This window comes from Paenibacillus timonensis (genome assembly GCF_022427145.1).
Lineage (GTDB): Bacteria > Bacillota > Bacilli > Paenibacillales > Paenibacillaceae > Fontibacillus > Fontibacillus timonensis.
Genome location: NZ_JAKSXN010000022.1, coordinates 53,323 through 78,779 on the forward strand (window position 1 = coordinate 53,323; position 25,457 = coordinate 78,779).

Annotated in this window: 23 protein-coding genes and 1 pseudogene; 1 reads left to right on the plus strand and 23 read right to left on the minus strand. The window is 54.5% G+C overall.

What is annotated here, in order from left to right; all coding sequences use genetic code 11:
- Positions 1-9 precede the first annotated feature (9 nt).
- From fliI to sucC, 14 genes are all read right to left on the minus strand, one after another.
- The gene (fliI, locus tag MJ257_RS10690) at positions 10-1,329 is read right to left on the minus strand and encodes a flagellar protein export ATPase FliI (RefSeq protein ID WP_240269240.1); all 1,320 of its coding nucleotides are present in this window, start codon (positions 1,327-1,329) and stop codon (positions 10-12) included.
- On the minus strand, positions 1,310-2,164 hold the full coding sequence (locus MJ257_RS10695; RefSeq protein WP_240269260.1) for a FliH/SctL family protein: 855 nt from the start codon (positions 2,162-2,164) through the stop codon (positions 1,310-1,312). The genes fliI and MJ257_RS10695 overlap by 20 nt, the downstream gene beginning before the upstream one ends.
- The gene (gene fliG / locus MJ257_RS10700; protein WP_155607323.1) at positions 2,157-3,173 is read right to left on the minus strand and encodes a flagellar motor switch protein FliG; all 1,017 of its coding nucleotides are present in this window, start codon (positions 3,171-3,173) and stop codon (positions 2,157-2,159) included. Before fliG ends, MJ257_RS10695 begins: the two co-directional genes overlap by 8 nt.
- 11 nt (positions 3,174-3,184) lie before the next feature.
- Positions 3,185-4,768, minus strand: coding sequence for a flagellar basal-body MS-ring/collar protein FliF (gene fliF / locus MJ257_RS10705; RefSeq protein ID WP_193415207.1), 1,584 nt, complete (start codon positions 4,766-4,768; stop codon positions 3,185-3,187).
- A 30-nt stretch (positions 4,769-4,798) separates the two neighbouring features.
- Positions 4,799-5,107 carry a flagellar hook-basal body complex protein FliE gene (gene fliE, locus MJ257_RS10710; protein WP_239484139.1) on the minus strand — a complete coding sequence of 103 codons (309 nt, stop codon included), beginning with the start codon at positions 5,105-5,107 and terminating at the stop codon, positions 4,799-4,801.
- 42 nt (positions 5,108-5,149) lie between these two features.
- Positions 5,150-5,599, minus strand: coding sequence for a flagellar basal body rod protein FlgC (gene flgC, locus MJ257_RS10715; protein WP_155607324.1), 450 nt, complete (start codon positions 5,597-5,599; stop codon positions 5,150-5,152).
- A gap of 6 nt (positions 5,600-5,605) precedes the next feature.
- Positions 5,606-6,013, minus strand: a complete 408-nt coding sequence (flgB, locus tag MJ257_RS10720) for a flagellar basal body rod protein FlgB (protein ID WP_240269241.1) — start codon at positions 6,011-6,013, stop codon at positions 5,606-5,608.
- Positions 6,014-6,440: 427 nt separating this feature from the next.
- Positions 6,441-7,844 carry an ATP-dependent protease ATPase subunit HslU gene (gene hslU / locus MJ257_RS10725; protein WP_155607325.1) on the minus strand — a complete coding sequence of 468 codons (1,404 nt, stop codon included), beginning with the start codon at positions 7,842-7,844 and terminating at the stop codon, positions 6,441-6,443.
- A gap of 38 nt (positions 7,845-7,882) precedes the next feature.
- Positions 7,883-8,425: an ATP-dependent protease subunit HslV gene (hslV, locus tag MJ257_RS10730; RefSeq protein WP_155607411.1), complete on the minus strand. Its 543-nt coding sequence runs from the start codon at positions 8,423-8,425 to the stop codon at positions 7,883-7,885.
- Positions 8,426-8,969: 544 nt separating this feature from the next.
- Positions 8,970-10,286 carry a methylenetetrahydrofolate--tRNA-(uracil(54)-C(5))-methyltransferase (FADH(2)-oxidizing) TrmFO gene (trmFO, locus tag MJ257_RS10735; protein ID WP_240269242.1) on the minus strand — a complete coding sequence of 439 codons (1,317 nt, stop codon included), beginning with the start codon at positions 10,284-10,286 and terminating at the stop codon, positions 8,970-8,972.
- 72 nt (positions 10,287-10,358) lie between these two features.
- Positions 10,359-12,461: a type I DNA topoisomerase gene (gene topA, locus MJ257_RS10740; protein ID WP_240269243.1), complete on the minus strand. Its 2,103-nt coding sequence runs from the start codon at positions 12,459-12,461 to the stop codon at positions 10,359-10,361.
- Between the two features lie 267 nt (positions 12,462-12,728).
- Positions 12,729-13,820: a DNA-processing protein DprA gene (gene dprA, locus MJ257_RS10745; protein WP_240269244.1), complete on the minus strand. Its 1,092-nt coding sequence runs from the start codon at positions 13,818-13,820 to the stop codon at positions 12,729-12,731.
- 96 nt (positions 13,821-13,916) lie between these two features.
- On the minus strand, positions 13,917-14,846 hold the full coding sequence (sucD, locus tag MJ257_RS10750) for a succinate--CoA ligase subunit alpha (protein ID WP_240269245.1): 930 nt from the start codon (positions 14,844-14,846) through the stop codon (positions 13,917-13,919).
- Positions 14,847-14,896: 50 nt separating this feature from the next.
- Positions 14,897-16,057, minus strand: coding sequence for an ADP-forming succinate--CoA ligase subunit beta (gene sucC, locus MJ257_RS10755; RefSeq protein WP_240269246.1), 1,161 nt, complete (start codon positions 16,055-16,057; stop codon positions 14,897-14,899).
- Between the two features lie 602 nt (positions 16,058-16,659).
- On the opposite strand from sucC, the gene MJ257_RS10760 reads away from it, so the two are divergent.
- A complete protein-coding gene (locus tag MJ257_RS10760; protein ID WP_240269247.1) occupies positions 16,660-18,279 on the plus strand; it encodes a YifB family Mg chelatase-like AAA ATPase in 1,620 nt (539 codons plus the stop codon).
- A gap of 10 nt (positions 18,280-18,289) precedes the next feature.
- On the opposite strand, the gene MJ257_RS10765 is transcribed toward MJ257_RS10760, so the two are convergent.
- The 9 genes and pseudogenes from MJ257_RS10765 to MJ257_RS10805 form a co-directional block, all read right to left on the minus strand.
- Positions 18,290-18,652 carry a YraN family protein gene (locus MJ257_RS10765; RefSeq protein WP_240269248.1) on the minus strand — a complete coding sequence of 121 codons (363 nt, stop codon included), beginning with the start codon at positions 18,650-18,652 and terminating at the stop codon, positions 18,290-18,292.
- A gap of 22 nt (positions 18,653-18,674) precedes the next feature.
- On the minus strand, positions 18,675-18,980 hold the full coding sequence (locus MJ257_RS10770; protein WP_240269249.1) for an EscU/YscU/HrcU family type III secretion system export apparatus switch protein: 306 nt from the start codon (positions 18,978-18,980) through the stop codon (positions 18,675-18,677).
- Entirely contained in the window at positions 18,977-21,052 is a 2,076-nt protein-coding gene (locus MJ257_RS10775) for a TP0910 N-terminal domain-containing protein (protein ID WP_240269250.1), read from the minus strand. The genes MJ257_RS10770 and MJ257_RS10775 overlap by 4 nt, the downstream gene beginning before the upstream one ends.
- Before the next feature lie 69 nt (positions 21,053-21,121).
- A pseudogene (gene rnhB, locus MJ257_RS10780) lies at positions 21,122-21,748 on the minus strand (ribonuclease HII); the annotation flags it as partial.
- A 221-nt stretch (positions 21,749-21,969) separates the two neighbouring features.
- The gene (gene ylqF, locus MJ257_RS10785; RefSeq protein ID WP_240269252.1) at positions 21,970-22,833 is read right to left on the minus strand and encodes a ribosome biogenesis GTPase YlqF; all 864 of its coding nucleotides are present in this window, start codon (positions 22,831-22,833) and stop codon (positions 21,970-21,972) included.
- A 67-nt stretch (positions 22,834-22,900) separates the two neighbouring features.
- A complete protein-coding gene (gene lepB / locus MJ257_RS10790; RefSeq protein ID WP_240269253.1) occupies positions 22,901-23,569 on the minus strand; it encodes a signal peptidase I in 669 nt (222 codons plus the stop codon).
- A 166-nt stretch (positions 23,570-23,735) separates the two neighbouring features.
- Entirely contained in the window at positions 23,736-24,080 is a 345-nt protein-coding gene (gene rplS / locus MJ257_RS10795; RefSeq protein WP_059045398.1) for a 50S ribosomal protein L19, read from the minus strand.
- Positions 24,081-24,321: 241 nt separating this feature from the next.
- Entirely contained in the window at positions 24,322-24,576 is a 255-nt protein-coding gene (locus MJ257_RS10800; RefSeq protein WP_240269254.1) for a hypothetical protein, read from the minus strand.
- Positions 24,577-24,645: 69 nt separating this feature from the next.
- Positions 24,646-25,413, minus strand: a complete 768-nt coding sequence (locus tag MJ257_RS10805; protein ID WP_240269255.1) for a GNAT family N-acetyltransferase — start codon at positions 25,411-25,413, stop codon at positions 24,646-24,648.
- Positions 25,414-25,457 lie beyond the last annotated feature (44 nt).

Genomic DNA, 25,457 nt, shown 5'->3' on the forward strand with positions numbered 1-25,457 from the left:
CTTTACGTTTCAACTCCTTGCGAATTCGGAAATTAACCGTTCCTGAACTTCGGCGAGCGTGACTTTCTCATTCACCCTCTGCTTCGTAAAGCTCCATATCCCTTGGATCGCGCCGATCGCTTCGTCGATATCCGCGTTGGAACCCGGTTGATACGCGCCGATATTTATCAAATCCTCGGAATCCTTATAAACGGCCATCAGCCGTTTCAGATTTTCGGCCGCTTCGTTTTGCTCATCCGAAACGATATCCTTCATCACCCGGCTAATACTGGCCAGAACATCGATTGCGGGAAAATGTCCCTTATTCGCGATCCCGCGGTTCAGGACGATATGCCCGTCCAATATTCCTCGAACTGCGTCGGCGATGGGTTCGTTCATATCGTCGCCGTCAACGAGCACGGTGTAGAAAGCGGTGATCGAACCGGTCGGGCCGGTCCCTGCCCGTTCCATGAGCTTCGGCAAAGCGGCAAACACAGACGGGGTATATCCGCGCATTGCAGGCGGTTCCCCGACGGCGAGGCCGACCTCGCGCAGCGCCATCGCATAGCGTGTAACGGAATCCATCATCAGCATGACGTTAAGGCCGCGGTCGCGGAAGTACTCAGCGATTGTCGTTGCTATCAACGCGCCCTTCATCCGGATCAAAGCCGGTTGATCGGACGTTGCCACGACAACGACGGAGCGTTCCAAGCCCTCGGGACCGAGGTCCCGCTCAATGAAATCGAGCACTTCGCGCCCCCGCTCCCCAACGAGCGCGATCACGTTAACGTCCGCCGAGGTGTTGCGGGCGATCATGCCCATCAAGGTGCTCTTTCCGACCCCGGAGCCGGCGAATATTCCCACCCGCTGGCCTTTGCCGATCGTCAGCAACCCATCGATGGCCCTCACCCCGATGCCGATGGGTTCGGCAACCCGCGGGCGATTCAGCGGATTCATCGGTTTGTTGTAGGTCGAGTAATGCCCCATTCGCGATGGCAGCAGCGACCCATCCAGCGGTTGACCCAAACCGTCCAACACTTTCCCCAGCAGTTCGGATCCCACTTGAACGGTCAGCGGCTTGCCGGTCCCGACGACGTCGCATCCGGGTCCGATCGCCTGCAGCTCGCCCAGCGGCATCAGCAGCACCTTGTTGTCGCGAAACCCGACGACCTCTGCTTGCAGCGGTTGAGCCGCTTTACTCGGATAGATATAGCACAGATCGCCAATGCTGGCGTCCGGACCTTCGGATTCGACCATAAGACCAATGACCTGCGTCACCTTCCCATTAATTCGGATCGGATCAAGCTGCCTGAGATGATCGATATAACGTTCAGCGTTCAAAATCGTCATTCGCTTGACCCCGCTCCTCCGTTTGCAGAGAAACCCGCAATAATTCTTTTTTGATCTCCGATAACTGCGTATCGATTCTGGCGTCAACGCTGCCGAAGGAGGAGCGAATCACGCAGCCTCGATCCTTCACGGTCGGATCCGGCAAGATCTGAAGTTCAGCCTGGGAATCGATGGCTAAGCTGAGCTCTTCCCTCGCAGCCTGTACGAAAGCAAAGTCGCTTGGCGATACGCACAACGTCAGGATTCCTTGCTCGCGTTTACGCGACAGGCTCTTCTTGATCAGATCCATGGCGTATTCCGGTTCAAGCTCAAGCTGCTTGTCGATGACCTTCTCGGCAATCGCGCAGCTTAATTCGACCAGAAACGGCTCGGCTTCCTGAATGATGCGTTCTTTCTCGACATAAGCCTGCTGCAGCACCGAACCGGCTTCGTTCATCATCTCGTCGATCCTGGCGCGCATCGTAGCCTCGGCCTGAGCTTTCCCTTCCTCATAGCCTTGGCTGAAACCCTCGGCCTTTAAGGCTTCGATCATGTGCTCATCCTGCTCGCGACGTTCTTGCCACCAGGTTTCGATTTGCTCGCGGGCTTCGGCCAACATGCGTTCCGCTTGCTCCGCCGCTTCCCTGACCTGACGTTCGGCAAACTCCTTGGCGTCGACCAACATCTGCCTTCTGGTTTCTTCTGCCGCAAGATCTTCGGCGGAAGGGCCATGATTGGCCGGTTGGTGCGCTTGAGCGGAGGACAAGTCTTCGGCAGACGTATGAACCTTCGCCAAATTCAGCTGTTTTAAGATTTCAACCGGTACGTATTGAGACACCTTGATCAAATTAGACAATGATGTCATCTCCTCCGCCGCGGGCGATAATGATCTCACCGGCTTCTTCCAGTCTGCGGATCGTAGCTACGATGCGGGTTTGTGCCTCTTCCACATCACGCAACCGCACCGGCCCCATGTATTCCATTTCTTCCTTGAATGTCTCGGACATCCGTTTCGACATATTGCGGAAGACGGCCTCGCGGACTTCTTCGCTGGCCACTTTGAGGGCAAGCTGCAAATCGGCGTTCTCGATATCGCGGATAATTCGTTGGATCGAACGATTGTCGATGTTGACGATATCCTCGAAGACGAACATCCGCTTTTTGATTTCTTCGGCCAACTCGGGATCCTGGATTTCCAGCGAGTCGAGGATGGTTCTTTCGGTTCCCCGGTCGACCCCATTCAGAATCTGTACAATGGACTCGATACCGCCAGCGCTGGTGTAATCCTGCGTAACCGTTGCGGAGAGCTTCTGTTCCAGCACGCGTTCGACCTGAGCAATGACCTCCGGTGAAGTACTGTCCATAACCGCGATTCTTCTCGCGACCTCTGCCTGCTTCTCCTGCGGAAGCGAAGACAGGATGGCAGCCGCTTGTTCGAATTGCAAGTAGGACAAAACCAAAGCGATTGTTTGCGCGTTTTCGTTCTGAATAAAGTTGAGAATTTGATTCGGATCTGCCTTACGGGCAAAATCGAAAGGCCGGACCTGCAAAGTTGCGGTCAGGCGGTTGATGATATCCACCGCCTTCGATTGGCCCAGCGCTTTCTCCAGAATTTCCTTGGCGTAATTAATGCCGCCCTGGGTGATATACTCCTGAGCAAGGCAGATCTGGTGAAACTCCGCCATAATCATTTCTTTTTCCGTGCCGTCGACTTTACGAACGTTGGCGATCTCCAGGGTGAGCTGCTCGATCTCATCATCCCGCAAGTGCTTGAAAATTTGCGCTGACACCTCGGGCCCTAACGTAATCAACAATATGGCTGCCTTCTGCTTCCCGCTTAAACCCGGGCTCGATGTTTTTGACAATGCGTTCACCTCTATTCATCAGCCAGCCAGGTGCGAAGCAAGTTAACGAATTCGTCAGGCTTCTTCTTGGCCAACGTTTCCAGTTGTTTGCGCACTTGGTTTTCATTCGTGACCGTATCCAGATTAATGGACGGGAATTCCGGCGTAAGCGGCAAAGCGAGATCTTCTTCCGCTTCCGTCGCTTTCTTGCGGCGGCGGAACAAGACGATTCCGAGACCTGCCAGTGCCAGCAGAGCCGCTCCCCCCACACCCCAGACCAACGGGCTCGACAAACTCAAACCGCTGGTTTGGGTCGCGTCCGAATGGAATGGCTGGGACAACACTGAAACTTTTTTCTGCAATTCTTCGTCTGTATAGGTAGTACCCGAATCTGCCAGGTAGGAACCGACGATGTTTTTTAAGATATTTTCAATCGCGGACTGCGTATTCTCATCCAAAGTATCTTGACCAACTGGTGGTTCAACAGCCACGTTAATGGTTAAATCCTTTATAACGTATGGACTAGCGATAATATCCTTCGTAATCCGATTAACTTCATAGTTGATTGTCGACGAGCTCTCTTCCGAAGACGATCCCCCGCTTGTTTCTGCTGAAGGATAATTAACGACGTCTTCTTGACCGGTACCTGGAACTCCGCTAGTCGGACTAGCCGCTCCAGTATAGCTCTTCTGCACTTTTTGTGCGCTAATTTCGATCCCTTTCATATTTTCGGTATCCACCGGTGTTACAAGATTATCCTTCTGGCTAACCTGGTCAAAATTCAGCTTTGAAGCAACCAGCACTTCGATTTTGTCCGGACCGGTTAGTCTGGAAAGGAACTGCTTCACGCTTTGGCGAACATCGCTTTCGAATTTCTTCTGCAGGGCCATGTTCTCCTGAACCGCCGTGGTTAACGACCCCGTTGCTCCACCTTGTCCACTTGGCAACAATACGGTGTCATCACTCGACGAAAGCGAGATATTCTCTACCGGCAAATTCGGAACCGAAGTCTTTACCAAATTGAAATACCCGTCGATGGCTTCCTGATTCGGCCGGTACCCTGGCTTGAACGAGAGGACGATCGAAGCCGACGCCTTCTCCTGGTCTTCCGGGCTGGCGAATACATTCTCCGCTGGAAGGTTGAGAAGCACCTTAGCGTCATTGATTCCCTGCATGCGCTTCAGCAGTTTTTCAACTTCGCCGTTAATGGCGGTTTTATACTTCACGTTAAATTCATTGTCGGTCATGCCGATTAAGGAAGAACTCTCATTAAAGGCATCCAAACCGATTGACCCACTCTGTACGATCCCTTGCGAACCGACATCGACCTTAACCCGTGCTGCTTCCTTGCTAGGCACCGAGATCGTGGAACCATCCGGTCCCAGCTTGTACGGAACCCCGCTGGATTCTAGGTAATTGATGATTCCTGCCGCATCGGTTGAATCGAGGCCGGTAAATGCCACGTCATATTCCGTTTTGGAAAATTGGATCGTCAGCAGGATGATGGCGAGCAGCGCAAAAGTTACGGTTGCGATAATAAATGTTTTTTGTTTTTTACCAAATTGGTTCCAGTACCCTAGCATTCGATCTCGGTACTGTGTAATTCTCTCATTCACAATGTCACCTCATCCGAGCATGTTCAGTCCTTAAATTTGCGTACGCATAATCTCTTGATAAGCTTCTATCACTTTATTCCGGACTTGCGTAGTCAGCTGCAAACTTAACAAGGCTTGCTCCGAGGCGATCATCATCTCATCGGCATTTACTTTCCCTAACAGAAACTGGCTATTCACCTGTTGTGCATTGGTTTCCTGCGCAGCAACTCCGTCCAGCGCGTCACTAAGAAAAGAACTGAATTGCTTCATGGATTCCGCAGGCGTGAGATTCTGCGCATTGCCGGACGTTTGCGTTCCTGTCACCGGCTTTAAGGAGTCAAAACTCATTCTCTCGATCAACGTGCAACACTCCTAACTACGAATTATGTTATCTTTTCTAGTCTATTTACCGATTTGCAAGGCTTTGGTAAACATCGCTTTGCTGGCGTTAAGCGCCGTAACGTTAGCTTCATAAGAGCGGGTTGCCGAAATCATGTCTACCATCTCTTTCAAAACATCGACATTCGGCATATAGACATACCCTTCACTGTCTGCATCAGGATGTGTCGGGTTGTAAACCGGTTTAAATGGCGAGGCATCTTCTTGAATTTTCGTGATTTTTACCCCTTGGCTACTCGCATCCTTACCCATAGCCGAATTCAAGGCACGATCGAAATCCATCTCCTTGGGTGCCATAACAACCGTTTTGCGCCGGTAAGGAACAGCTTTGCCGTCCTCAATCTTGGCCCGAGTCGTATCGGCATTAGCGATATTAGAGGAAATCACGTCCATACGAAGACGTTGTGCGGTTAATGCGGAAGAACTAATCCCAAAACTGTCATTGATATTCAATGCCGATTATCTCCCTTCAACGGCGGTACGCTTCATTTTAATCAAATAATTCATTTGCTCGACATAAGCGTTATATCTCAGTTGATTTTCGGCAAGTTTTGTCATTTCGCTGTCGATATCGACGTTATTCTGGTTGTTGTTCATTGCCGTGCTCTGATCCGTGCCAACGACCGGTCCAGGAACCTCGTTCGTTGGACCTATAACGAAATGCCTCACGTTCGTTCTCCTTCCTTGGAGCGCAGGCATACCGTCGTTCATCTCTGCTTGCAGCATGCTTTCAAAAGACACGCTGGATCTTTTAAAGTAAGGGGTGTCCACGTTCGCAATATTATTGGAGATAACCCCTTGCCGAAGATTTGCGGCCTGAATCGCGGTATCAAGCCTGTCAAATCCCACCCCATTCAACAACTGCACATTAGTTCCCCCCTTAGTCTCATTCGATCTTAATCATTAATGATTCTACAAACAATAGACAAATCCTCTTTTTTCGACATTTTTTTTGCTAATTATTGTCTTTTAATTGTCTTTCTTACGTCCTAGACATGAATGCTGTTTAATAATGTCATATATCCTAAGTTTCAAGGAGATTCGACATTATTACAATAAGAAAAAAGCCCTATCTTTCATGACTTTGACATCGTTTTTGGTCAAAAATGAAAATTTTACATAATAATCGTCAAAAACCAACATCATCCATATCTATTAAAATCAATCACCTTTCTAGGAATAAATAAAGACCACCCGCCTAAGATGGCGAAGTGGCCTGAGTTTTTACAATATTGTGAAAAACGGATCAGGTCCTAGCTTGTAAATATCCATTTCTGATTCGAATCAGATGGATTTACAAAATAAATTGACTAAGGTCTCGATCCTGGGCAATATTTCCTAGTTTTTCCTTTACGTATTCCGGAGTGATCACCATTTTCTCGAGCGTCAGCTCTGGAGCTTCAAAGGACAGGTCCTCCAGCAGCTTCTCGAGGATCGTATGCAGCCGTCTGGCTCCAATGTTTTCGGTATTCGTATTAACCGAAGCCGCAATACGAGCGATTTCATGGATCGCTGCGTCCGAAAACTCAATTTCTAGATTTTCCGTGCGCAGCAGTTCGATGTACTGTTTGGTCAAAGCGTTCTCCGGCTCGGTCAAGATCGATACAAAATCCTCCAGCGATAAGCTGCTCAGCTCAACCCGAATCGGAAAACGCCCTTGCAGCTCGGGGATCAAATCAGATGGCTTAGCAATATGGAAAGCCCCCGCTGCGATAAACAAAATGTAGTCGGTTTTAATCGGTCCGTATTTAGTCATGACCGTTGAGCCTTCCACGATGGGCAGAATATCGCGCTGCACGCCCTCACGGGAAACGTCCGGCCCCGAACCTTGACCTCGACTGGCAACCTTATCGATTTCGTCAATAAAGATGATCCCGGTTTGCTCCGCTCGCGTGACGGCTTCTTGAATCAAATCGTCCTGATCGATCAGCTTAGCTGCTTCCTCCTGCGTCAGTACCTTGCGGGCTTCTTTGACCGTCAGCTTTCTCTTCTTCGTCCGTTTCGGTAGAAGGTTGCCGAACATTTCCTGCATGTTCATGCCGAGCTGGTCGTTCCCTTGACCTGCGAACATATCCATCATCGTTGGCGCATTGTCCTCTACTTCGACTTCCACGATATCATTCTCCATTTGGCCGGCCAGCAATTTGAACCGTACTTGACGGCGACGTTCCGTCAGCGTACCATCTTCTTCCGGCTGCTCCTGGTCAGGAGTGCCGTTTCCGTTGCCTCCCCCGAATAACATTTCAAAGGGATTACGCACCCCTTTGGCTTTGCTTTCGGAAGGCACCAGAATGTGAACCAGACGTTCATTCGCAAGCTCTTCGGCCTTGTCCTTCACCTTTTCGGTTCGCTCCAGCTTCACGGTACGGATCGCCGTTTCGATCAGATCGCGCACCATCGACTCGACGTCCCGGCCAACATAACCGACCTCGGTGAACTTCGTCGCTTCCACTTTAATAAATGGGGCACCGACGAGCTTGGCGAGCCGGCGGGCAATTTCCGTTTTCCCCACACCGGTCGGCCCGATCATCAGAATGTTCTTCGGCACGATCTCATCCTGAACCTCTTCCCGGAGAAGACTACGCCGGTACCGGTTACGCAGAGCGACAGCAACCGATTTTTTAGCTTGCTTTTGCCCTACGATGTATTTATCCAATTCAGCCACGATTTGTCTGGGCGTTAAATTTTTATCGGTCATGATTCGTCCCCCCTGAACACGATAGTTTCAACGGAACCTCAAAGCTCCTCAACAATAATGTTATTGTTGGTATAGACACAAATTTCCGAAGCAATCTGAAGGGATTCTCGAGCAATATCTTTGGCTTCAAGACCCTGGCCATGACGTTTGAGCGCCCGTGCAGCCGACAACGCGAAGTTGCCGCCTGACCCGATTGCCAACACATCGTCATCCGGCTCGATAATTTCCCCGCCGCCGGAAATCAGCAGCATACCGGATTTGTCCATCACGATCATCAATGCCTCCAGCTTGCGCAGCACACGATCTTGCCGCCAATCCTTGGCTAGCTCGACAGCAGCTCTCTGCAAGTTGCCTTGGTGCTCCTCCAGCTTGCCTTCGAATTTTTCGAATAACGTAATGGCATCAGCAACCGAGCCGGCAAAACCAGCCACCACTTGCCCGCGGTATAACCGGCGTACTTTCTTCGCCGTCTGCTTCATCACGACGTTCTGCCCAAACGTAACTTGCCCGTCACCGGCGATGGCCCCTTTGCCATTATGTCGTACAGCGCAAATTGTTGTGGCGTGAAAAGTTAGATCCATGAGTGTTTTGGCACTTCCTTTCTTGAATCTCAACCCTCCCCATCCCTCCCTTACCGTAAGGGAGGGCGCCCGAGGGCCTGCTGCCCTCTGGACTCCCGCAAGGGGGAGAACGTGTGATCGACTGAGGCGCTCCTGAAACGCTGTCCCCTGCGGGGATGCGCTCTACTTCGTGCTCGGAACGCTTTTCCCCCTTCGGGTACGTCTCACTTTGGGTTCTCCTGGGTTACCTGGAACATCGGAAGAACGTGCGATCGACTGAGGCGCTCCTGAGCCGCTGTCCCCTGCGGGGATGCGCTTGACTTCGTGCGTGGAACGCTTTTCCCCCTTCGGGTACGTCTTACTTTGGGTTCTCCCGGGTTACCTGGAACATTGGAAGAACGTGGGATCGACTGTGGCGCTCCTGCTCGCTGTCCCCTTCGGGGATGCGCTTGACTTCGTGCGTGGAACGCTCTCCCTTCGGGATTCGCTTACTATTTCTATGTGTATGAACGTTCTTGATTTCAGCATAACTCGTTTGCCCCCTAAATTGCAAAAAAACGGTGGTTTAACCCAACCGTTCTTCTGCCATAAAGGATCGCAAGCTATTGAGCGCGAGCTGTGCGAGCGCTTCGTTCTTCTCCGCTTTCTTGCGATAGCGGGTGTCCAGCTTCGGGAACAGGCCGAAGTTGGCGTTCATCGGCTGGAAGTGCTCGAAGTCCGCGGTGGTGATGTACCGTGCCATGCTGCCGAGCGTCGTATCCTCGGGGAAGACGATGCCCTCGGCATCGGCGGCGGCACGCGCGGCGTTGATCCCGGCGATCAGGCCAGACGCGGCGGACTCGACGTAACCCTCAACGCCGGTCATTTGGCCGGCGAAGAACAGCGTTGGCCGTGCCTTCAGCTGATACGTCGGCATCATCAGCTTCGGCGAGTTGATGAACGTGTTGCGGTGCATCACGCCGTACCGCACGAACTCGGCATTTTCGAGACCCGGGATCATGGAGAACACGCGCTTCTGCTCGCCCCATTTCAAATGGGTCTGGAAACCTACCAGGTTGTACAATGTGCCGGCCGCGTTATCCTGACGCAACTGCACGACGGCGTAAGGGAGCTTGCCGGTATGCGGATTCACGAGGCCAACCGGCTTCATCGGTCCGAACAATGCCGTCTGCTTGCCGCGGCGCATCATGATTTCGATCGGCATGCAGCCTTCGAAATACACTTCCTTCTCGAAGTCCTTCAGCTGCGCCACTTCCGCGTTAATTAACGCGTCATAGAATGCGTCGAATTCCTCTTCGGTCATCGGACAATTGAGATAAGCCGCCTCGCCTTTGTCATACCTAGAAGCTAAGTATACTTTATTCATATCGATCGATTCCTTCTCCACAATCGGAGCGGCGGCATCGTAGAAGTAAAAATAATCCTCGCCGGTCAAACGCCGGATCTGCTCCGATAAAGCAGGAGACGTCAGCGGACCGGTCGCGATCACGACGATTCCTTCCGTCGGAATCTCCGTGATTTCCTCATTTACCACTTCGATCAGCGGGTGCTCCCGCAGCGTGCGGGTGATCTCCCCGGAGAATCCGTCCCGGTCGACCGCCAGCGCCCCGCCGGCCGGTACCGCGTTACGGTCCGCCGCGCCAAGCACCAGCGAGTTCAACATCCGCATCTCTTCTTTTAGAACGCCAACCGCGTTCGTCAAGCCGTTCGCCCGCAGCGAGTTGCTGCAGACCAGCTCGGCGAATTTATCGGTATGATGCGCCGGGGTTTTCACCACCGGACGCATCTCGTACAACACGACGGGGATGCCTCGGCTCGCGATCTGCCAAGCCGCTTCACTGCCGGCCAGTCCCGCGCCAATGACCGTTACTTTATTCGTCATTCTCTAATCCCCCCAAAATCCCTTGCTGAGTTTCTAAGTTGTGTTTGGCCTGCAATGTTATTGCAAGCTCTCTTAATCATCCAGTCCGTCGTCGTTCTCCTCGATCGCTTCCACGTAGTCGCAAGCGGTGCACTGCAGCTTCCCGCCTTGCTTGTTCCGCTTCTCTACAAGCAAGGAACCACACTTCGGACAAGGCTTAGGCGACGGTTTATCCCATGAGACGAAATCGCACTCCGGATAACGGTCGCAGCCGTAGAAGACCCGTCCTTTTTTGCTGCGGCGTTCGACGACATGGCCCTCTTTGCATTTCGGGCAAGTGACGCCGATGTCCTTGACGATCGGTTTGGTATTGCGGCAATCCGGGAATCCCGAACAAGCCAGGAACTTCCCAAAGCGTCCCAATTTATAAACCATCGGTTTCCCGCATTTTTCGCAAATTTCATCGGAGACTTCGTCTTCGATTTCGACTTCCTTCATTTCTTCCTCGGCGACACGAAGTCGCTTCTCGAACGATTCATAAAATTCGCCAAGCACTCTGACCCAATCCTCGGAGCCTTCCTCGACATGGTCGAGGTCTTCCTCCATATGAGCCGTAAACTCGACGTCGAGGATCTCCGGGAAGAACTGCTCCGTCTGCTCAATGAGGAGCTCGCCCAATTCGGTAGGGACGAACTTCTTCTCCTCGATGGCCACGTAACCGCGTTTTTGAATCGTCTCCAACGTTGGGGCATACGTACTGGGTCGACCGATCCCGAGCTCCTCCAACGTTTTGACCAAACGTGCCTCCGTGTAGCGAGGGGGCGGCTGGGTGAAATGCTGCTTCGGTTCGATCGATTCTTTAACCAACTCTTCCCCTTTTTGCAGAGGCGGCAGGAACTTGTCGTCTTCATTGGCGTTCCCGTCATCGTTGCCTTCCACATACACCTTCATGAAGCCTGGAAAACGGATTTTCGAACCAACGGCACGGAACGTCGCCTCGCCGGCGGCGATATCGACCGACAACGTATCCAACACGGCAGAGGTCATTTGGCTGGCCATAAATCGGTCCCAAATCAATTTATACAGCCGGTATTGGTCGCGGCTGGTGAATTCCTTGACCGATTCCGGATCGCGCATCGCCGAGGTCGGGCGGATCGCTTCGTGGGCATCCTGTGCGCTTGCCGCTTTTTTGGAATATTGCCGCGGCGTTTCGGGAGCATACGCCTCTCCGAATTTGCCCAGGATATATTCCTTCGCTTCCTCTTGCGCCGAGGCGGCGATTCGCGTCGAGTCCGTACGCATATAAGTGATAAGACCGACGGTCCCCTCTTTGCCGAGGTCAACCCCTTCATACAGCTGCTGGGCGACCGACATCGTCTTCGCTGCGCGGAAATTCAGCTTCCGGGCCGCCTCCTGCTGCAGGGAACTGGTCGTAAACGGCGCCGCCGGATGGCGGAGGCGTTCTTTTTCCTTCACGTCGGCCACGCTGAACTTGGCTTTCTCGATCGATTTCAAAATTTCCTGAACCTGCTGTTCGCTTTGCAGCTCCAGCTTCTGGCCCTGAAATTGATGGAACTTTGCCTCGAAAGCAGCATCCCCGGTCTTCAGCTTCGCCGTAATGCTCCAGTATTCTTCCGGAACAAACTCGGAGATTTCGTTTTCCCGGTCCAAGATGATTTTCACCGCTACCGACTGTACGCGGCCAAACGACAGTCCTTTTTTGATCTTCTTCCACAGCAGCGGGCTCACCTTGTAGCCGACCAGCCGGTCCAAAATCCGCCGGGCCTGCTGCGCGTTCACCAGATCCATGTTGATTCTGCGCGGGGTTTTGAACGCGTCCTTGACCGCCTGCTTCGTAATTTCATTGAAGACGACGCGGCATGTTTCCGTTTCGTCCACGTCCAGGACGTGGGCCAGATGCCAGGCAATCGCTTCTCCTTCGCGATCGGGGTCGGCTGCCAGATAGATTTTTTTCACTTTTTTGCTGGCATCTTTTAATTCTTTTAATACGGAACCCTTCCCACGGATCGTAATATACTTCGGACTGAAGTCGTTCTCTACTTCAACCCCAATTTGGCTCTTGGGCAAATCGCGAACATGACCCATTGAGGCTTTCACGATGTATTTACTGCCTAAGTATTTGCCAATCGTTTTCGCCTTGGCAGGCGATTCCACGATGACGAGTGAATCCGCCACAGGTTCGTCCTCCTCTCAAACAATACGAAACTTTCAATCCATTTAAATCGAGTTCAAAAAGTCAGCTTTTCGGCACCGAGAAGGTTGGATGAAGCTAGGGACCGAGTAGCGCAGCGTAGGCAAGGCTACGTGAGCAACGGAAGGCCCGGATGAATTCTAGCTTCGATGTCGAATCATCTTCTTGATTTTACTTCGTGATCTAAGGATGACTTTTTGAACTACCTCTCATATAGTCATATATTCGGGCCACTCTTGGTTAGGAATGGACTATATTAACTGGTACACGGAGCCGGGGAGTTGAACCGCCGTTTTTTTCATGATTAAAGATAACAGAACTGAATGTAAAAGTCCAAAATCCCACCCGGTCTGCACGAGCAAATCATCGAAACTCGCGATGCCCTGCTCCAACATATGGTATATGCGGCGCTCCTCATCTGTCAACTTGTTTCCTGTTAACGCTTCCTTTTGAGACTCCATCGCGGCTGGCAAAAAGGCTTCGTATTCCTCCCAGATATCCTTGGCTTCGGTCACGATTTTGGCTGCTCCCTGCTTCAGCAGCGACAATGTACCCCGGCTTTTCGGCGAGGTAACCGGACCAGGGACGGCAAACAGGTCGCGATTGGCCTCCAGCGCCCAATCCGCCGTGATCAGCGAACCGCTGCGGGCATCGGCCTCCACAACCACGGTGCCCCGGCTGATCCCCGCGATGATCCGGTTGCGCTGCGGAAACATCCCGGGATGGCCCGGCGTGCCGATCGGATATTCCGAAACGATGAGGCCTTGCTCGGTAATCCGGCGGTACAGTGATATATGCTCCGGGGGATACGCAATGTCGATGGCGGTGCCTAATACGGCCAAGGTTGGCCCACCTGCCTGCAAGACCGCTTCATGGCAAACCCCGTCAATCCCCCGAGCCATCCCGCTAACGACGGTGATTCCGCGAGCGCCAAGTTCTCCTGCCAAATCAGCGGCTACCTTGCGCCCATAGGCGGTCGGCAAACGTGTGCCAACCATCGCTACGGAAAGGCTGTTAAGCAAACGCACGTCACCAAGGGCATACAAAACCCAGGGCGGCCGAGCGGTCTCCTTCATTAGAATAGAATACTCCGAATCCAGTCTTGTAATCACCTGTATGCCTTTGAGGCAAAGTTGTTCCATTCGGGCTTCAATCCAGCCGGCGGTGAACCGTTCCGACAGGTGCAGCGCGAGCTCCGAATCCAGCCCCCGTGCCATCCAATCGGCTGCGGTAAACGCTAAGGCATGCTCCCAGTCCTCATCGTATTCTACGATCTGCTGCAGCGTTTTCCAGCCAATCCCGGGGCATTCATGCAATCCCGCCAGTACCCACTTCTTCTCCACTCTAATCCCTCCTCCGAAAATAAAAAAAGCAACCTTCCAAGCCGCATTCGGCTGAGAAGGTTGCTTACCTTTGGTTTGGATTATATCAAAAAAAGATCAGTGTGTCGTGCACAAATTCAGAATGCCGCGCTCCTCCAGAACGCTGACAAGCGTTGCGCCCATTTCGGACGGCGTTGGCGCTACCTTTATGCCGCAGGACTCCAGCTTGGCGATTTTCTCCTTGGCCGTGCCTTTGCCTCCGGAAATGATCGCGCCGGCATGGCCCATCCGTTTGCCCGGAGGCGCCGTCACGCCGCCGATGAACCCAACGACAGGTTTCGTCATGTTCTTCTGGATCCACTCTGCCGCTTCCTCTTCGGCCGTACCGCCGATTTCCCCGATCATGATCACGGCATGCGTGTTGTCGTCGTCATTAAACCGGCGCAAAATGTCGATGAACTCCGAACCCTTCACCGGGTCCCCGCCGATGCCGACCGCCGACGATTGGCCGATGCCGCGCGTCGTCAGCTGATGCACCGCTTCATACGTTAATGTGCCGCTGCGCGATACAACGCCGACATGACCCGGCAAATGGATATACCCCGGCATAATGCCGATTTTGCATTCGCCCGGCGTAATCACGCCCGGACAGTTCGGGCCGATCAGAACGGTCTTTTTCCCTTCCATATATCGTTTAACCTTCACCATGTCGAGGACCGGAATGCCTTCAGTGATGCAAATGACCAGATCCAGTTCCGCTTCCACGGCTTCCAGGATCGAATCGGCGGCAAATGCCGGCGGTACGTAAATGACGCTGGCGGTAGCGCCGGTCGCTTCCTTGGCTTCGCGAACCGTATTGAACACCGGCAGACTAACGATTTTGCCGTTTTCCAAGGTAATGTCGACCTTCGAGCCGCCTTTGCCCGGAGACGTCCCTCCGACCATTTGCGTGCCGTAGTCGAGCGCCCCTTTGGCGTGGAACAACGCGGTTTTCCCGGTGATCCCCTGGGTGATGACCTTCGTATTCTTATCGACCAAAATACTCATATTTCGAGCCTCCCCTTATGGATAGGTGATTGCGTTCTACACTGCGGCCATTAGGATACAAGCGCTACGATTTTCTGTGCGCCGTCCGCCATCGAGTCCGCGGAAACGATCGCAAGTCCCGATTCGGCCAAAATTTGCTTGCCCAAATCGACGTTCGTCCCCTCGAGGCGCACGACGAGCGGGCGGTCCAAACCAACCTGCTTCGCTGCCTCCACGATCCCCGAAGCGATGACGTCGCATTTCATGATCCCGCCGAAAATATTGACGAAAATCCCCTTCACCTTGGCGTCCGACAAAATGATTTTGAACGCTTCCGTGACCTTCTCGGCCGTAGCGCCGCCCCCAACGTCCAGGAAGTTCGCCGGGTCGCCGCCGTAATATTTGATGATGTCCATCGTCGCCATCGCCAGACCGGCCCCGTTGACCATGCAGCCGATGTTGCCATCCAGCGCGATATAGCTGAGATCGAATTTCGAGGCTTCGATTTCCTTCTCATCCTCTTCCTCCAGATCGCGCAAAGCCAAAATATCCTTATGGCGGAACAGCGCATTGGAATCGAAATTAAGCTTCGCGTCAAGCGCCAACACATTGCCGTCGCCCGTAACGACCAGCGGATTGATCTCCGCGATGGAGCAATCTTTGTCCACAAACGCTTCATATAAAGCCAGCATAAATTGCGCGGCTTTGCCTACCAACTCATTCGGAATGTTAATGGCGTAAGCTAACCGACGCGCCTGGAACGGCGTCAAGCCAATGGCCGGATCGATCGCCTCTTTGAAAATTTTCTCTGGAGTCGCAGCCGCGACCTCTTCGATTTCCGTGCCGCCTTCCTCGGATGCCATCATCGTGACGCGGCCCGTTCCACGGTCCACGACGACGCCGACGTAATATTCCTTCTTGATGTCGCAGCCTTGCTCGATCAAGAGGCGTTTTACCTCTTTGCCCTCCGGCCCCGTTTGATGGGTGACCAGTACCTTACCGAGGATTTCCTGGGCATAGGATCTGACCTCATCCAAATTTTTCGCCACTTTGACGCCGCCGGCTTTGCCGCGGCCTCCGGCATGGATTTGCGCCTTGACCACGACAACCGGGGTCCCCAGCGCTACCGCCGCTTCCACGGCTTCCTCGACCGTAAACGCCACACGTCCTTCAGGTACGGCCACGCCATACTGCTTCAGGACTTCTTTTCCTTGATATTCATGGATATTCATGCGTAAAAATCCTCCTATCAACAGGCGGTATTTAGAGGGTCCAAAACCAGCGGCTTGTGGTCCCCCTTCTCGAATTACATCAGCTGAAACCCAGAATATTGTACCACTTTTTTGAAACGCTTTCCTCAAAAAGTTCATGATTTATACACAACTTTTTTATATCGTTTTCATCTCAAGTTGAGATGAATAATTGACGCATCAAGGAAGAAACGATGTTCTGGGGTTAACCGTTTTCAAAGTTTCAAAGTATTGAATGAACGGGATAAAGCTCGACCGATTTGAATCGTAAAAATAATACCGCTCCCCTCGCACGCATCTCTCCATGAGATGAATTTCGACGTTATTCGGCAATTTCGGAGAACGTCGCGAATGTGATGTATATGCTTGTCATTTTTTAAGTACACAAACAGCCTCTAGAGATTTATGATTGCAAAATGAAGGGCCTGCGTTTCGTGTCGGCATCGCCAGCTTGACAATCCTTCACGTTCGTCCTAGAATACGTGTAGCTTGAATCATAGGGAATATAAGGAAGCACCTTTTTCCAATCCGGGCCTTGCACCAAGCAACGGTTCGAATCGACATGGAAAGAGGTGTTATTTGTTATGTACGGTAAATTACACAGCGCTTGCTTGTACGGCATCGATGGCGTGATGATCGAGGTCGAGGTCGACTTGTCCAGCGGTATCCCGCAAACGAACATCGTCGGCTTGCCGGATTCGGCGGTTCGCGAAGCGGTGGAACGAGTCCGGGCCGCGATTAAAAATTGCGGTTATCGCTTTCCGCTTCAGCGCGTAACGATTAATTTGGCGCCCGCCGACCTGCGCAAAGAGGGCTCCGCCTTCGATCTGGCCATCGCCCTCGCGGTGCTAACCGCCAGCGATCAGGTGAGGCTGCCACCGGAGGAGCGTCTGCTCATCATCGGCGAGTTATCGCTTGACGGCAAGCTGCGGCCGGTTCCCGGCGTCTTGTCCATGGTCGATCGGGCACGGCGCGACGGCTTCACCGCGGTACTATTGCCGCAGGGCAATGCCGAAGAAGCGCTGCTGCTCGGGGGGATTCGGGTTTACGGGCTCAGCCATCTTACCGAGCTGGCCCCTCCTTCACGCGAAGACGGCAACCAAGCAGACGCCTCCTTACTTCCCTTGCAATCTACGCGGGAGCCGCAGGAGCCTTCTCCGCTTGTCCTTGAAACGTTGACTCACCTTGAGCAGAAGCCGGAACGAGTTGCTTCTGCGGCCGATCTCCCTCCGTTGCTCGACTACAGCGATGTTTTGGGCCAACGGCAAATCAAACGGGCACTCACGATCGCCGCCGCCGGCTTCCATAATATCGTGCTGATCGGTCCGCCGGGCACGGGCAAAACGATGCTGGTGCAAAGGCTTCCCTCCATCCTGCCGCCCTTGACGCCGGAGGAATCGTTGGAAGTCACGAAAATTTACAGCTCTGCCGGCAAGTTCAGCGATTCCGGACAAGGACTGATCCAGCGCCGGCCCTTCCGCTCGCCGCACCATACGATTTCCGCTGGCGGCCTGATCGGAGGAGGCGGGATCCCAAAGCCGGGCGAGGTCAGCCTGGCCCACCACGGCGTGTTATTCCTTGATGAACTGCCGGAGTTTTCCAGGGGCGTGCTGGAGGTGCTGCGCCAGCCGCTGGAGGACCGCGTCGTCACCATCAGCCGTTCCCGGGCATCGTTCACGTTCCCTGCTCATTTTTTGCTGGCAGGTTCGTTAAACCCGTGTCCGTGCGGTTACCTGGGGTCGGAGCCTCCGCTGCCGCCGTGCACCTGCACGCCTTGGCGCATCGCCCAATACCGCGAAAAAATATCCGGCCCGCTGTTGGACCGGATCGATATGCAGGTGGAGGTTCCTCGTCCGCAGCGTTGGCAAGAGGATACGCAGCCGTTGGATTCTGCGACGATGCGGGCGCAGGTGATGGCAGCCGAGCGGATCCAGCAGGAGCGCTATCGCGGCAGCCGAATTACCCGCAACAGCGAGTTATACGGCAGTTTGCTGCGCCGATTCGCCCCGCTGGAGCCCGATGCCGCCAAGCTGCTGCAAGCTTCGTTCGCGACGCTGGGACTCAGTATGCGGGCCTACGACCGGATCATCAAGCTGTCCCGAACGATCGCCGATCTGGACGGGGAGACAAGCATCCGTGCCGAGCATGTGGCGGAAGCAATTCAATACCGGCAACTGGACCGGAGGCAAGAGATAGCGGGGTAGTTAACTCACCTTAGAAAGCCGCTTGAATATGCTCCAGCACGAACCCTTCCCCACTTCCGAACGTAACGGCCACCACGTCAAAGCGAATGTTTGCGGCAGACTGTCCCGTACGATGAAGATAAACGGCGGCCGTATCGCGAACCTGCTTGATTTTGCGGGGAGTGACCGATTCGGCCGGCGTGCCGAAAGCCGCAGCCTGTTGGCTGCGGCTTCGGACTTCTACGATGATGAGCAACTTCCCATTGCTGGCGATGATGTCGATCTCCCCGGTGCGGCAGCGCCAATTTCGCTCCACGATGGCGAACCCTTGCTTCAGCAGATGCTCGCAAGCGGCCTGTTCCGCTTTACGGCCGAGTTCTTTGCGAACATCCACCCTTCGCCCGTTCCTGCCAAGATTACTCAAGGAACAACCCTCTTTCCACCATTTTATCGGATCTATAAATAAAGGTCAGAATTTCGGCAACCAGGTCATACAATTCGGCGGGAATCTGCTGGTCCAGATCCAGCTTGGACAGCACCTCGACCAAAGCGGCATCCTCCTGGACGGGAATTCCGTGCTCTAATGCCGCGTCCAGGATGCGGTCGGCGATCAGGCCTTTGCCTTTCGCTACGACGATCGGGGCCTCTCCCTGACCCGGATCGTATTTGAGCGCTACCGCTTTTTTGAAAGCCAGGTCGGAGGCTGGCGGCTTCTCCTTCATACGCGGTAATCCACCCCTTTGTATACGCTAGGCGCGTAGGACATCGGCAGGCTGAAATCCGCTTCGGCGCCATCGGCCCCCTCCGGCGGAATCAAAGGCTCGGCCTTCAGCGACAATAGCCGGTACCCCGTCTTCTCCAACGCCTCGCTCACTTCCTCCTGGCGCGATTCCAGAAACGCGCCGGTGGCTTCCTTTTCGCTGTAAATTTTGAGCAGCACCTTCTTGTCGGCGACCTGTACGTCCACCATGATCTGGCCTAGCGCCTTCATCTGCAAATCGAACCAGAGCCGGCAGTTGGCCGGATCCAGCTCGCCTTTGCGCCCGCGCCGCGACTCGATGTGCACGGCGGCGGTCTGCCGGCCGTCCGGACCGATAAAGGGCAGGAACATCGTCACCTGCGCAAACGGCGCGGTCCGGTCCGTGTTGAGCAGCAGCTGCTGTCCGGTCAGCTGCTGGACAAGCTGGCGCGCCGCCTCCTGGAGCGGCGCGGGCAGGTCGTCTGAGGCCATCGCCTGCAGCAGAAGGCCTTTCAGCGTCTCATGCGCAGCCGTGCCGGACGGCGTCGTGCCGCTGCCGCTGCGGGCGGCTGCGGCTTCGTCGGCACTGCCTGGCGGCTGCGCCTGGGTTTGGCCCGCGCGCGCTTCCGCCGGCGCGGCCGGGTCTTTCCCGGGCGGGGCCAGCCCCTCGCCCGGGGCTGCGCCGCCCGCCGCGGCCGCATGGCGCAGCGGCGATGGCGCCGCCCCCGGCGCGGCCGCCTGGCCGCCGGGCGCCTCCGCGCCCACGGCGGCGGCCCGCGCCGAAGCGCCTGCCGCAGGCGGCGCTTCCTGCGCCGCTGCCGCGACCGGCGTGCCCGCCGGCGCGGCTGCGCGCAGCGCCTGCTGCTCGTGCTCCGCACCGAGCAGCTTCAGCACGCGCCCCACCCACGGCTCCGCCGCGGGGGTGGGGTGCGTGCCCGCCGGCGAAGGCCCTGCGGGCCCTTCGCCTTGCGGCGGCACCGCCGCCGAGGCCGAGCCTCCGGCGGCGCCGCCAGGGCCTCCCGTCAAGCCCGCGGCGACGGGAGCGCTCCCTGCCGGGCCAGTCCCTCGGCCCGGCCCGGCATCGCCGTCCATGCCCTCTTGGAGCATGGACGCCTGCAGCTCCGCCAGCACGGCCTGCAGCTTCGCAACCAGCGCCCCGCCCCCGTTTCCGCCGGCAGCGGCTTGCCCTTGCAAGCCCGGCTGAAGCGTCTGCGGACCGCCCGCGGCGTCCGCAAAAGCACCCTGCCGGGCCAACTGCACCAAGCTCGCCGCCTGGTTCGGCTGGGCTCCTCCGCCGGCAGGAGCAGCCCCTGCCGCCGTCCCGGCATTCGTCCCTGCCGCTTGCGGCGCTGCGCTGCCTGTAGGCAGTTCCGGCGTCGTTAGCCCTGACTGCCCAGGCAAACCAGCTGCGGCACTTCCAGCAGCACGTCCTCCATTCCCCGCCGCCTCCTGCCCCGCTTGGCGCAGGAATCCGGCGATCTGCTCCTCAAGAGAGGAGAGCAGAACGTGCAGCGGAGGCCCAAACACCGCTTGATGCAGCCCGGCTACGGTTTCGCCCGTGATCGGCAATCCCCGACCCAAAGCGATCCCTGCCGCCTGAATCCATTCCGACAGCGGCACACCGGCCGGCTTTTGCCCGGAAACCTGCTGCAGCAGCGATAAATTGTCTTTCGTTAACGGAATTCCGCTTTTTTGCATCAGTTGCAATAAATCGCGGTTCGTAGCCGTATTCTCAAGTCCCAGCGATTCCAGCGCCTTGGCCAGGGAAGCGGCGGACAATACGGCGGTCGGAGCCGACTGGACCGGCTTCAACACCGCCAGGCCGTCCTTGGAGTCCGGCTGTACCTGCAACAGCGTCGTTTCCCCTGGACGCAGCGGCGTTTCTAGTGCCGCGTGGAGTTTGACGCCTTGTACCTGGATCACGGCCTCCTGCCCGTCTTCGGAGACGGACAGGACCGTACCGCGGACCACCTGCCCCGTCTTGAGTTCCAGCGACTTCGGTTCTCCGGAACGAACGTCCCCCATCATGCTGCGCAGCAGCGGTCCGATATTCATAAGCTCCCCCCTTTGCTTCGTTCACGATATGGAAAACCCGCCTCTATCGAGAGCGGGTAAGGATTACCGTTAAAACAACGTTTGTTCTTCCACGAACAAATTACGCATAAAGCTCTTTCGATGCATCGGCGTTGGCCCCAGCGCTTGAATCTGTTCGCGGTGCAGCTTCGTCGCATAGCCTTTATGTACGGCAATTCCGTATTCGGGGTAACGTGCGTCCCATTCGCCTTGGCATAAGCGGTCCCGCGTCACCTTGGCGACGATCGACGCGGCGGCGATCGACTGGCTGGTGGCGTCTCCCTTGATCACCGAGAGCTGCGGGATCGGCATATCCACCTTCTCCGCATCGATCAACAAGAAGTCCGGCCGAACCGTCAGCTTCTCCACGGCCTGCTTCATCGCTTGCCGCGTTGCCTGCTTAATATTAATTTGGTCGATCGTAGCGGCGTCCACAAACCCGATCCCCACGGCAATCGCCCGTTCCATGATGACATCGAACAGCAACTCGCGTTTCTTGGCGCTGAGTTTCTTCGAATCATCCACACCCTCAAGCACAAGATCCTGCGGCAATATCACCGCGGCGGCCACCACGTCCCCGAACAGGCAGCCCCTTCCGACCTCGTCGATCCCCGCGATATGCGGATATCCCGTTAGCCAGTACTCGCGCTCATATTTTAATAACTCGTCCATAGTGCCTCCTTGTTCTTCGCGAACCTTCCCCCGATGTTAGCTGTTCTATGATGATCCCATTCTCCGTCCCGGAAATGAGGGGTCCCACGCCTGGAGCGCATTCTTCACTCGATCCTCTAAATCTACGAAAACTCTTCTTCCCTATATTATCGGCTTTCCACACTCGATTCTACAGCCTTTCGCCAAAAAAACAAGCCGCCGGCTCACCGCCGACGGCTTTCGAATCTTTAATATGGTGCTTCCAACGAGTACCGGCCTAGCTTACCGGCTCTCAACTCGCGAAGCAGAATGCTCGAAGCTTTTTCCAAATCGACGCGGCCGCCGCTGACGAGACAACCTCGTTTGCGCCCCACCGCCTCCATGACGGCGACAATTTCATCCGGATCCTCGAAATCGCGCGGCGCCTGAACCAGCTCGAACCGCTCTTGAAACGGCTCCCAGTAATACCGGACCAAATATTTGACGGCAAAAAAAGCGATGTCTTCCACGTTCAGAATCTCCTCGCGGATCGCTCCCGTCACGGCCAAGCGGTAGCCGACATTCTGATCCTCGAACTTCGGCCACAGGATGCCCGGCGTGTCCAGAAGCTCCATCTCCGTGCCGACCTTGATCCATTGCTGGCCTTTCGTCACGCCGGGACGGTCGCCGGTGGCGGCGATTTTGCGTCCAGCCAAACCGTTGATCAGTGTTGATTTGCCGACATTGGGAATCCCCACGATCAAAGCCCGTACCGCCCGCGGATTGATTCCCTTGGCGATTTGCTTCTCGATCTTCTCTCTCAGCAGTTCCTTGGCCAGCAGCGGAATTTCCTTCAAGCCTTGCCCGCTTGCGGCATCCGCCTCAACGGCCAGATGCCCTTCTTCCTTAAAATAAGCGATCCATTGCCGCGTGACCGAAGGATCAGCCAAATCGGATTTATTCAAAACGATCAAACGCGGTTTCCCCTGCAAAATTTCATCGATCATCGGATTGCGGCTGGACAAAGGCAGCCGCGCGTCAAGCAGCTCGATCACGACGTCGATCAGTTTGAGCTTCTCCTGAATTTGCCGGCGTGCCTTGGTCATATGGCCGGGGAACCATTGAATTGTCATCTTCCTTCACCTCATCTATCCCAAGAACGCGCCTTTAAAATGCTTATTGCACATTCGATGCGATCATCTAGTGCTTAATGAACTGGAGGTCCGAGAGCGGCCAGAAGACCAGATCCGCCCGGCCTACGATATCCCCGTATGGCACGTAGCCGATCCGCCGGCTGTCCGTACTGTTGGAGCGGTTATCGCCGAGCACAAACACGTAACCTTCCGGAACGGTTCCGTCCGGAACCAGCTCGTTCGGGAAATTTGCTTCATTATTATAAAGCTCGTTATTGTTATGTTTCTCAATTACAGCGTCTTTAATGTAAGTTTCGTCCACGACCTGCCCATTGACGGTAACCGTGTCCCCTTCGACTTGAACCTTGTCGCCGGGAACGCCGATGACGCGTTTGATGAAATCGCGGCCCTCAGAAGGAACGTGAAAGACGACGATTTCCCCATGTTTAGGGTCGCGAATGTCGTAAATGATTTTGTTCACGATGATACGTTCCCCGGTGTGGAAGTTTGGCTGCATCGACGGACCGTCTACGATAAACGGAGCAAAGAAAAGCCAACGAATCAGGAGAACCAGCACAACGGCGATAGCAATGGCTTTCAGCCACTCCAGCGCCTCGCTTTTTTCCTTCTTGCCTGCAGGGGGCGTCTGCACCGTTTCCGGCCCACCGAGTTGTTGTTCTACCGGTTCGGAAGACTGCGAAACTTCCGGAAGACCCTGTTGTTCTTGCTTCTCCATGGATCGTGACCTCTCCTTATCTCATAAAATATGTCATCTTTCGATCACGAAGTAGAATCTATGTAGCGGATTCGGCGTCGAATCTTGACTTCATTGAATCGAAATTACCGTAATAAAAAGTAAAGGGGCTTGATTGGATACAAGCCCCCTGTTCGTTAACGGATCATTAACGACGTACTTCTTTAATTCTCGCTGCTTTACCGCGAAGTTCGCGAAGATAATACAACTTCGCACGACGCACTTTACCACGGCGAGCCACTTCGATTTTATCGATTTTCGGGGAATGAAGCGGGAAAGTTCTTTCCACGCCTACACCGTTGGAAATTTTACGAACCGTAAAAGTTTCGCTGATTCCGCCGCCACGACGCTTGATCACAACACCTTCGAACAACTGGACACGTTCACGAGATCCCTCGATAACCTTAACGAACACTTTCAAAGTGTCCCCGGGACGAAAGCTCGGAATATCCTTGCGAAGCTGTTCTTGCGTAATCGCTTGTACGATATTCATCTAGGACTCCCTCCTTCCACTCAGGTGTTCATGCCTCTTCCGGAGAACCCCTTGTTCTCCTTCATCATCCGCAGCGGACCACCGAATTCACAACAAATTGAATTTTATCATAATTCCATAGTCATAGCAAGGAAAATATATAAAGAAACAAGCCGACTGTTCGCGGGAATCCTATGATTTTATCCTATCCCGATGATCGCAAAAAAATGCCTCCAATCCCTTGGAGGCTCACGATGGTACCTTAAATTAGAGCGATGGCCAGCAGCGTAAACAAGCTGAGCGTTAAGATTTCGTCGTTGGCGCCATAAGGCCCGTAGCCGTAACCGTAAGGCGGAATAAACGCCGAAGTTTGAGCACGGCCTTTCGCCGATCTTTTCAAGTAGACGTTATCCCGGTCAACCTTCACGACCGTACCTTCATAGACGCCGCCGTCACGGGTTAATATGCGGACCTTCTTGTTCATGCAATGCAAGCAATTATAATAGGCCTCTACCATTCCCCTTGTTCCCCTTCCTTTTGCAAGCTACTGCATAGTATGAGAACGGTGGACGAACGGTATGGGCGACTAGCGGTTAAATGAGGCAACCCACTCGCTTTCTTTTGCGGTCATTTCGACCCAAGCCGGCCGGAACCCGCTTTTCAAGGCATTCCGCACGGATTTAAGGTTGCACCAAGCGGCACAATAGAAAGGAACCTTCCCTCGCTCAAGAATCTCCACGGCCAAACGGCTCGTCAACGCCGCGGCAATTCCTTTTCGACGATAAGGAGGCAAGACGTCAACCCCGATCTGCCACATCGATTCGCAGTCCGCGGAGCATCCGGCTAATCCGATCAGCATATCGCCGTCGTAAGCCGCGACCGCCAGAACATCGAGATGTTTTCGCTTCTCGCATAAGGCATTGCTCCATTCCGCTGTATACAACCCGGCAAAAGCGTCAGGTTCCAATACTCGCGTCTCAAAATCGCACTCCCCTGCCTTCAGCACCTGAACATCCGGAAGGAAGTATTCGGCCATAAAGCAGATTCGTTGTTTTCTTCGTTGAAGCTCATCGTTCAGCACGTGCAGATTCGGAGTCTCAAAGCAGTGCTCGATAGGGTACTTATTGATATAGGAATCTACGACATCGTATATATCCTGATGTACGGAAGCGACGATGTTATTGCCGTAAGAAATCAAATGGCAATAGAAAGGCAAGTTCAAGTACTTCCTGGCCTGCGGATGCTTGGCGGATAACACGATCTTATTGTCGTATTGACAGAAATCTTCCTTTAGGCAGTTCGCATCGATGGCGGATTGCTGCATGGCGATATCCCATATCTCTTGATTGGTCATAGTCATAAACCCTCGATCTGTTTTTTTCTTGATTATACTTGCCG